Annotated in this window: 9 protein-coding genes; 3 read left to right on the top strand and 6 right to left on the bottom strand. The window is 69.2% G+C overall.

The features are described from left to right. Positions 1-136: 136 nt before the first annotated feature. Positions 137-2,200 carry a carbon starvation CstA family protein gene (locus Q664_RS18000; protein ID WP_043396715.1) on the top strand — a complete coding sequence of 688 codons (2,064 nt, stop codon included), beginning with the start codon at positions 137-139 and terminating at the stop codon, positions 2,198-2,200. 1 nt (position 2,201) lies between these two features. After that, the gene (locus Q664_RS18005; protein ID WP_043396718.1) at positions 2,202-2,405 is read left to right on the top strand and encodes a YbdD/YjiX family protein; all 204 of its coding nucleotides are present in this window, start codon (positions 2,202-2,204) and stop codon (positions 2,403-2,405) included. Positions 2,406-2,417: 12 nt separating this feature from the next. On the opposite strand, the gene Q664_RS18010 is transcribed toward Q664_RS18005, so the two are convergent. The 3 genes from Q664_RS18010 to Q664_RS52275 are packed head-to-tail and all read right to left on the bottom strand — an operon-like array spanning position 2,418 to position 4,640. Further along, positions 2,418-2,912, bottom strand: coding sequence for a DUF255 domain-containing protein (locus tag Q664_RS18010; RefSeq protein ID WP_084610043.1), 495 nt, complete (start codon positions 2,910-2,912; stop codon positions 2,418-2,420). Beyond that, positions 2,899-3,639: a hypothetical protein gene (locus Q664_RS18015; RefSeq protein ID WP_043396725.1), complete on the bottom strand. Its 741-nt coding sequence runs from the start codon at positions 3,637-3,639 to the stop codon at positions 2,899-2,901. Before Q664_RS18015 ends, Q664_RS18010 begins: the two co-directional genes overlap by 14 nt. Further along, positions 3,636-4,640 (bottom strand): ABC transporter ATP-binding protein, encoded by a 1,005-nt coding sequence (locus Q664_RS52275; protein ID WP_052518303.1) that lies wholly within the window; start codon positions 4,638-4,640, stop codon positions 3,636-3,638. The genes Q664_RS18015 and Q664_RS52275 overlap by 4 nt, the downstream gene beginning before the upstream one ends. Before the next feature lie 154 nt (positions 4,641-4,794). Here Q664_RS52275 and Q664_RS18025 point away from each other — a divergent pair, with 154 nt between their 5' ends. After that, positions 4,795-5,688 (top strand): tetratricopeptide repeat protein, encoded by an 894-nt coding sequence (locus Q664_RS18025; RefSeq protein WP_160174431.1) that lies wholly within the window; start codon positions 4,795-4,797, stop codon positions 5,686-5,688. 46 nt (positions 5,689-5,734) lie between these two features. On the opposite strand, the gene Q664_RS18030 is transcribed toward Q664_RS18025, so the two are convergent. The 3 genes from Q664_RS18030 to Q664_RS18040 are packed head-to-tail and all read right to left on the bottom strand — an operon-like array spanning position 5,735 to position 8,676. Beyond that, a complete protein-coding gene (locus Q664_RS18030) occupies positions 5,735-6,898 on the bottom strand; it encodes a BMP family lipoprotein (protein ID WP_043396731.1) in 1,164 nt (387 codons plus the stop codon). 21 nt (positions 6,899-6,919) lie between these two features. Beyond that, on the bottom strand, positions 6,920-7,564 hold the full coding sequence (locus Q664_RS18035; protein WP_043396733.1) for a DUF4291 domain-containing protein: 645 nt from the start codon (positions 7,562-7,564) through the stop codon (positions 6,920-6,922). Next, on the bottom strand, positions 7,564-8,676 hold the full coding sequence (locus Q664_RS18040; RefSeq protein ID WP_043396736.1) for an isopenicillin N synthase family dioxygenase: 1,113 nt from the start codon (positions 8,674-8,676) through the stop codon (positions 7,564-7,566). Before Q664_RS18040 ends, Q664_RS18035 begins: the two co-directional genes overlap by 1 nt. Between the last annotated feature and the right edge of the window lie 239 nt (positions 8,677-8,915).

The following is an 8,915-nucleotide window of genomic DNA, read 5'->3' on the forward strand; positions in this document are numbered from 1 at the left end:
AGGGGATATTGGTCTGTCACCAGGGCCGCTCACGTGGCGCCGTGTGTTGATGACTGGTGCATGGGAGGAAACTTGAGCATTGACCCCGTGCGTCCCGGGCGGGAACGTTGCCGCGAGACACAGGAGCGGAGGGGTCATGGGTCGTGTCGCGAGCAGGTTGGGTTGGGCACTGGTCGCCGTCGTCGGCGCGTTCTGTCTGGGCACGGTGGCGCTGCACCGGGGCGAGACGATCAACGCCACCTGGCTGGTGGTGGCGTCCGTCTGCGTCTACATGCTCGGCTACCGCTTCTACGGGCGGTTCATCGCCGACAGGGCCTTGAAGTTGGACCCCTCGCGGGCCACGCCAGCGCAGCTGCGCAATGACGGCCTGGACTACGTGCCCACCGACAAGTGGGTGCTGTTCGGCCACCACTTCGCCGCCATCGCGGGCGCCGGTCCGCTGGTGGGCCCGGTGCTCGCCGCGCAGATGGGATACCTGCCGGGCACCATGTGGATCCTCTTCGGCGTGGTGCTGGCCGGCGCGGTGCAGGACTTCGTGATCCTCTTCCTCTCCATCCGCCGCGACGGCAAGTCCCTGGGCGACATGGTGCGCTTGGAGCTGGGCCCCGCCGCCGGTGTGGTGGCGATGATCGGCGTGCTGATGATCATGATGATCATCCTCGCGGTGCTGGCCCTGGTGGTGGTCAAGGCGCTGACCGACAGCCCCTGGGGCACCTTCACCGTGGCCATGACCATCCCCATCGCCTTGCTGATGGGCGTGTACCTGCGCTACCTGCGCCCCGGTCGCGTGCTCGAGGTGTCCGTCCTCGGCTTCGTGCTGTTGATGCTCTCCATCTGGCTGGGTGGCCGCGTCGCCGAGGCTCCGTCCCTGGCCCCGCTCTTCACCTATGGCAGCAAGCCGCTGGCGTGGATGCTCATCGCCTATGGCTTCTGCGCCTCGGTGCTTCCGGTGTGGCTGCTGCTGGCGCCGCGCGACTACCTGTCCACCTTCCTGAAGATCGGCACCATCCTGCTGCTGGCCGTGGGCATCATCCTGGCCGCGCCGGACTTGAGGATGCCGGCGGTGACCCGGTTCATCGACGGCTCCGGGCCCGTGTTCTCCGGAAACGTGTTCCCGTTCCTCTTCATCACCATCGCCTGTGGCGCGGTGTCCGGCTGGCACTCGCTCATCTCTTCCGGCACCACGCCGAAGATGCTGGCCAACGAGCGCGAGACGCTCATGGTGGGCTACGGCGCGATGTTGATGGAGTCCTTCGTCGCGATGATGGCGCTGATCGCCGCGTCGGTGCTGGACCCGGGCGTGTACTTCTCCATGAACTCGCCGCCGGGCCTGATTGGTACCACCGTCGAGCAGGCGGCGCGGACCATCAGTGAGTGGGGCTTCGTCGTTACCCCCGACGTGCTCAGCATGACGGCCAAGGAGATTGGCGAGTCCTCCATCCTGTCCCGCGCGGGCGGCGCGCCGACCCTGGCCGTGGGCATGGCGCAGATCCTCCACGGGCTCGTGGGGGGCGCGGGCATGATGGCCTTCTGGTACCACTACGCCATCCTCTTCGAGGCGCTGTTCATCCTCACCACCGTGGATGCCGGCACGCGCGTGGGCCGCTTCATGATCCAGGAGCTGGCCGGCCTGGTGTACGCACCGCTGCGAAAGACGGAGTCCTGGTCCGCCAACCTGCTCGCCACGGCCATCTGCGTGGGCGGCTGGGGGTACTTCCTCTACCAGGGCGTGGTGGATCCGCTGGGCGGCATCAACACGCTCTGGCCGCTGTTCGGCATCGCCAACCAGATGCTGGCCGCCATCGCGTTGACGCTGGCCTGCGTGGTGCTCGTGAAGATGAAGCGCGAGCGCTACCTGTGGATTCCCGCGCTCCCCACCGTGTGGCTGGTGTGCTGCACGCTCACCGCCGGCTGGCAGAAGGTGTTCGGCGGTGACGTCCGGGTGAGCTTCCTCGCCCATGCCCGCGCGTTCTCCGCCGCCGCCGCGGAGGGCAGGGTGCTGGCGCCCGCGAAGAGCCTGGAGGAGATGGAGCGGGTCGTCACCAACGACTACGTGGACGCCACCCTCACCGTCTTCTTCATGCTGCTGGTCGTGGCGACCGTCGCGTTCGGCGTCCGCGCCGCGCTGGCCGCCCGCCGCTCGGCCGTCCCCACGGCCCAGGAGTCGGCTCCCGTTCCCCTGGCCACGGTGGGCCGCTGACATGGGCGCCGTGAGAGACGCGCTGGCGGGGTTCTGGCTCCAGGCGGTGCGGACCGCCCGGTTGATCATCGGCGTGCCCGACTACGACACCTACGTCCAGCACATGCGCTCGAAGCACCCCGGACAGCCCGTGATGAGCTACCCGGAGTTCTTCGACGAGCGCATGCGCGCCCGCTACAAGAGCGGCGGCGGGCGCTGCTGCTGAGTCAGGTGTGCCTCAGTCCGAGGGCGTGGGGATGAGGAGGAACTGGAGAATCGAGGTGTAGCCGCCGTAGCCCTGCCTCAGGCGCAGGCGCTTTCCGTCCACTCCCACGACGGCGAAGGAGGGGAAGCCGCTGACGGAGTGCGCCTTGATGAGGGCCTGCACGGCGGGCGGGTTCACGCCCTCCTCCTCGCGGCGATCCTTCAACTTCACGGGGATGTAGCGCGCGTTGATGCCGCGGGCCGCGTAGTCGTTGTTGAAGACGTCGCGCTCCATGATGTGGCAGGGCGCGCACCAGTCGGCGGAGAAGTAATAGAGGATGGGCAGATGGCGCTCGCGGGAGAGGGCCTCGGCCTGCTCCAGGGGAACCCAGGCCACCAGGCTCCAGGGCTGGGAGGGGTTGTGCTTCTCGTAGAGGGCGCTGGCCCCCCGGGCGCCCAGCAGCAGCACGGCGGCCACCAGCAGCCCTCGAGGCAGCGCACGGGTGGAGCCCGGGTCAACGCGACGCATAGGACACCTCGCGGTGATTGAAGATGTGGATGCCGAGCAGCAGCATCAGCGTGACATTGGAGAAGTACGTGGTGAGCCGCAGCCAGGACACGGGCGTGGCGGCGAACGTCCTGCGGATGTCCAGCTCGGGCATGAGCACGCCCAGCAGGTACTGGCGCACGGTGAGGGCGAACCGGGCCGACTCGTCCTTGCCCAGTCCGGGCAGCACCCGCTCGGCGATGAAGAAGAGCACACCCCACAGCGCGAGGTGTCCCCAGCCGGGCAGCCGCGTGGAGAAGCACACCAGGGTGGCGGCCATGCCGAGGCACAGGGAGACCCGGCCGATGGCGTTGTACAGCACCTCCAGCGGCATGGGCCCGTGGGGCGTGGCGGCGACGATGAGGCCCCACTGCAGCACCAGGTGGAGCAGGGCCCAGAAGGAGGCCACGGTGCCCATGGCCGCCCATTGGCTGAGCACGTAGGTGGAGCGCCGCAGGGGCCGGGTGAGCAGCACCGGCAGCAGCCCCTCCGTGGCGTCCCGGCCGATGCTGGACAGTCCTACCCCCAGGGGGATGAGGAAGATCTCCTTCGGGAGCTCCATCTCCGGGGTGAGGAGGAAGTTGGTGTAGAGGAGCATCGCCACGCTCCAGGCCAACGACACCATGACGAAGGCGAGCGGTGGGACGAGCGTGGAAAACCGGTGGAAGCTCCGGGTGACGCGGGACCGGTAGAGGGGCATGCTCATCATGGGGTCCGGTCTCCTTGCTGTTGGAAGAAGCGCTCCAGCCGTCCCTCCTCGCGGGCGGCGCTGGCCACGGGAAGGCCCGCCTGGAGCAGGGCCCCCAGCAGGCGCGAGGCACCCCAGTCATCCTCCACGGAGAAGCGCAGCGCGTCCTCCGCGGGCTCCATCAGCGTGGCGCCCGTCTCGCGGCTCACCGTGGCGAGCTGCTCGGGTGAGAGGGATTGGGTGCCAGCCCAGCGCACCACCAGCACATGGCGGGTGAGGGTGGCGGAGGGCGAGCCCAAATCCTCGATGGCCTCCACGCGGCCGGCTCGGAAGAAGGCCACCCGGTCACACACCTTCTCGAGCTGGGCCAGGTCGTGGGAGTTGATGATGACGGTGACGCCGCGGGACTTGATGTCACGCAGCAGCGCGCGCAGGTGCAGCACGCCCTCGGGGTCGATGCCGAGCGTGGGCTCGTCGAGGAAGAGGAAGCGGGGCTGGCCGACGAGCGCCTGGGCCAGGCCGAGCCGCTGCATCATGCCCCGGGAGAACTTGCGCGTGTCACGGTCCCACACGGCCTTGTCCAATCCCACCTGGGTGAGGAGGGCCTCCACTTCCTGGGGACGCTCGCGGACGGGCCGTTCGGCCAGGGCGTGGTGGAAGGCGAGGCACTGGCGCGCGGTGAGCCCCGCGTCGAAGGTGAGGCGCTCGGGGAGGTAGCCGGTGAGGCGGCGCACTTCCAGGTGATCCGGTGGCAGGCCCGCGACGCTCACGGTACCCGAGTCCGGCCACAGCAGGCCGAGCATGCACCCGAACAGGGTCGTCTTCCCCGCACCGTTGGGGCCGATGATGCCGAACGTCTCTCCGGCGCGGATGTGGAGGTGCACGTCGGACAACACGCGCTGTCCCCGGCGGTAGGACTTGTTGACGCCCTCCACCCGCACCCCGGGCGAGTCCGGGGTAGGGGAGGGTTGCTCCGGAGGGGCCGCGGGCGTGTCCGCCCGCAGCGGTCTGGGAATGGACATGGAGACTGGCTTCCTGGCGGGAGGCCAGCTTAGCAGCCTTCATTAGAAGGGTTCGAAGCGGAAGCTGTTGGCGGGCGAGTCCCCTTCGCGCGAGCGGAGATCCTGGCTATACCCGTCCGACAGGATGGGCCTTGGCGCCCTGGAGGATTTCCACATGCTTCGTTCTGGAACCGAGAATGGCCGTCGCCCGTGGGTGCTCGGCCTCGGTCTGGCCATTACCCTGCTGGGGGCACCCGCCGTCGCGCAGAACCCGAAGGCCGCGACGAAGGCCGCCGAGAAGCAAGAGGCCTTCTTCGGCCGCGAGGAGCTGGCCCGTCAGGCCAAGGTCCACGAGGAGGGTTGCAAGAAGGGCGACAAGGGGGAGTGTTTCAACTCGGCGCTGGCCTATGCGCAGGGGGCGGGCGTGACCAAGGACGATGCCCGCGCGGCCGCCCTCTACAAGAAGGCGTGCGACAAGGGGCACCTGGACGCCTGCAACAACCTGGGCATCGCCTACGCGGAGGGCACGGGCGTGCAGAAGGATCCGAAGCAGGCCTTCGCGCTCTTCGACAAGAGCTGCAAGGCGGAGGATGCCAAGGGCTGCTTCAACGTGGGCCTCGCCTACAACGCGGGCCTGGGCGTGGACAAGGATCCCGTGCGTGCCGGCGCTTCCTTCGAGAAGGCCTGCGCCAAGGGCCACGCGGATGGGTGCTTCAGCCTCGCCATCGCCCATGCGAGCGGCAAGGGCGTGGAGAAGAACCTGGAGAAATCCACGGCCCTCTTCTCGAAGGCCTGCGACGCGGGGCACATGACGGCCTGCAACAGCCTCGGCGTGGCCTATATGGCGGGGCACGGCGTGGCGAAGGATCCGAAGCGCGCCGTCTCCCTCTTCGAGAAGGCCTGCACCGCGGAGCTCCCGGGAGGCTGCCTCAACGCCGGCATCGCCCACCGCAGTGGCAGCGGCGTGGCGAAGAGTCCGGAGCGCTCCCGGGAGTTCATCCAGAAGGCGTGCAACCTCGGGCTCGCTCCCGCGTGCAAGGTGCTCGAGGCCGCCGCGAAGACGCCTTGATCGCGAGCGCTCAGGGCGTGCCGGGGACGGCGGTGGCGGGCCGGAGTTAATCCGGGTGCGTGGGTACCTGGATCTCCCCGGAGATGATCTTCCCCTTCAGCTCCTCCAGCCGGGCCAGGGCGTCGGCCTTGCCGGGGAAGTCCAGCCGCACCGGGGCGTAGGTGATGCCGCCCTCTTTCAGGCCCAGGGACTGGTTGCCGCCCTGGAAGCGGCCCTGGACCTGATCCCTCACGGCCTCGTACACCACCAGGTCCACGCGCTTCACCACCGCGGACAGCACCGCCTTGGGCGCCAGGTGTGACGGATCCGAGTCCACGCCGATGACGTAGACGGTCTTGCCCTCGTCGCGCGCCTCCTTCACGGCCTGGATGGCGCCCAGTCCGTCCACGCCCGCGGCGGCGAAGACGACGTCCGCGCCCTTGGTCAGCAGGTCCTGCCCCACCTGCTTGCCGAGCGCGAAGTGGGTGAAGCCGCCGGTGTAGTTGGACAGCACGGTGGCCTTGGGATGGGTGGCCGCCACGCCCGCGCGGAAGCCGGCCTCGAAGCGCTTCACCAGCGGAATCTCCATGCCGCCCACGAAGCCCACCTTGCCCGTCTTCGTCGTGAGCCCGGCCAGCGCGCCCACCAGGTAGCAGCCCTCCTCCTCGCGGAAGACGACGGTGCGCACGTTGGGCAGGGAGTACGGCTCGCCCTGGGCGGACAGCAGCGGGCTGTCCACCAGGAGGAAGTGCTTGTCCGGGTTGCGCTTCGCCGCCGCCTCCACCGCGTTCTCCAGCATGAAGCCCACCGCGAGCGACAGCTCCACGCCCTGCTCCTCCACCAGCAACTGGAGGTTGGGCTCGTAGTCCTCGGCCACCCGGCTCTGGAGGACGACGGGCGTGATGCCGAGCGGCGTCACCTGGAGGTCGCGCCGGGCCCTGTCCTGTCCGAGCGACAGCTGGAGCGTGGTCTCGAGCTCCCCGGGAGTGACGTCCTTGTAGCCGCCCCCCTCGTATTTCACGCCCGCGGCCCAGACCTCCAGGCCGCGCAGGGCCGAATCATTGAAGGACTGATCCCCACGTCCTCCGAGCGCCAGGACGAGTCCGATGCGGCTCTTCTGGGTCTCGGGGGGTTTGGCCTCGGTCTTCGGTGCGGGAGGCGCCTCCTTCTGGCTCTTGCAGGCCGGCAGGAGGGGCAGGGCGAGGACCAGGGCGAGGTGGCGCAGGCGCATGGCCTCGTCCTACCACGCGGCTCAAGAGGGCCGTGAGAGCCCCAGCCGCGAGGCCGTGGCCTCATCGGCGGGCCACAACACCGTCTCACGCGGCGTGAGCAGCAGGTCGAGCCGGCCGTCCTGGACGTGCTCGCGCTGCTCCCGGACGAAAGGCGTGATGTCCTCGAGGTCCACGATCCACTCGCGCGAGTAGCGCCGGAGTGCCTCGCCCTTCAGTCCGAGCTGGATGGCGCGCCGCTCCAGGGGACCGCCACTGGGGCCGTGATCGGGGTCCCATTGCAGCCGGACGTCGGAGCGGGCGAGCTGCTCCTGCCACTGCTTCTCGGAGCCGTAGACCTCCGGCACGTGCTTGGAGTGCACCGCCTGGGGGAGCAGGGACTCGAAGGCCTCGCGGCGGAGCCACACCGCGAGCACCGTCTCCTGGTCCGGCTTCGAGGCCCAGCCACAGCGGTACATCATCCAGAGGAAGTTGCTCTTGATCCAACTCATGCGGCCGAGGCGGAAGTCACCCCCGAAGTAGCGGTGCTCCGCCGCGAAGTGGCCGATGCGCGGATTGTAGGCCTGGTAGACGACGACGGTGCGCTCGTCATGCTGGGCCAGGATGTGCCGGCCCGCTCCCGGCCAGCGCTCGCGTTGGGCGGTATAGGGCTCCGTGACGAGCGGCACTAGGACTTCGCGCTCTCGGCGCGCATCTGGTTGAGCCGGTCATAGTGGCGGTAGCCGAGCTGATCGAGCGCGCTCGAGGGGGCCAGACCGATGTCCACCAGCGTCTTGATGTCGTACGTGCCCGCGAGCACCGGCGGCGCGTAGTTCCGCACGGCGTCGGGGGTGCGGAACTTCGACAGCGGGAAGAGCACCGTGTTGGTGTGCACGTGCATGAAGTGCGCGGCCGACTGACGCTGCCAGCCCGGCACGCCGGGCGCGGTGATGACGTGCGGCGTCGCGAGGAACGTGCCTCCCGTGAGGATCTCCAACTGCTGGCCCACCTGCGCGACGATGCACCCCGCCGGCGCGGTGCCGCGCACCATCCGGCCCTTGGGCTCCTCGGGCGTCGGGCGGGTGCGGAGGTAGAGGCCGCTCTTGTCATCGGGGCTCTTGGCCGGCTGGCCCTTCGGGTCGAGGAAACGGCCTCCGGGCAGCAGCGTGAGCAGGTTGAAGTCCGTGTGCTCCTCGCCCCAGACGATGCCGGTGTTCACCTGGGAGTCGGTGAGCGGCAGGTACTGGAGGGCGCGCGTGACGTGAGGGCCCCGCTGGCAGAGGTCCGCGAAGGACGTCTCCGGCAGCCCGAGCGCCACCGCCGCGCCGCGCAGCAGCCCGAGCCCCGCCTCGTGCAGCGACCGGCCGAGCGTGAGCAGGCCCTCCTGGAAGAACGGCGGCGCATCCGGGGGCCACACGTTCTCGGGGTAGATCTGCGGGAACTCGAGCGCCGAGCTCTCGTCGGAGGGGTAGGGCGCCGCGAAGTAGCACTCCTTGAAGTCCGGCTGGCCATTGCTGGCCACGGCCACCTCGGTATTGGGAGGCGTCCAGCCGCGCTGGTACCAGATGTCCGCACGGCCGTAGGGCCGCTTGGCCTCGGTGGGCCAGGAGACGAAGGTGCGGAACGCGTCGTAGTAGCGCTCGAGCGCCTGGGCATCGACTCCGTGGTTCTTCACGTACACGAGGCCGAAGACGCCGAAGGCCTCCCGGATGGCCGCCGCGCCGCGCTCGACGCGGGCGGGGTCCTTCGACGAGAGATCGGTGAGGTCGACGGTGGGGATGTTCATCGGGGTCTCTGCCATGGCGACCCCAGGTGTATCGCGCCTCGCGTCCCAGAGGAATACGCTCGCAGTGGAGAGGCTCCGCCGCCCGGCCACGGAGCCTCCGCCGCTCAGGGCTCCTCTGGCCAGGGCCAGGACTCCAGCCCGGTATCACCTGGCTCCGTGTAGGGGTCCTCTAACGGGGGGAAATAGCCAGCGGCAGGCACCTGCTGGAGGTAGTAGCTCCCCGGGAGCGGCTGCTGCAGGTAGTAACTCGCCGT

The organism is Archangium violaceum Cb vi76 (assembly GCF_000733295.1).
Classification (GTDB): domain Bacteria; phylum Myxococcota; class Myxococcia; order Myxococcales; family Myxococcaceae; genus Archangium; species Archangium violaceum.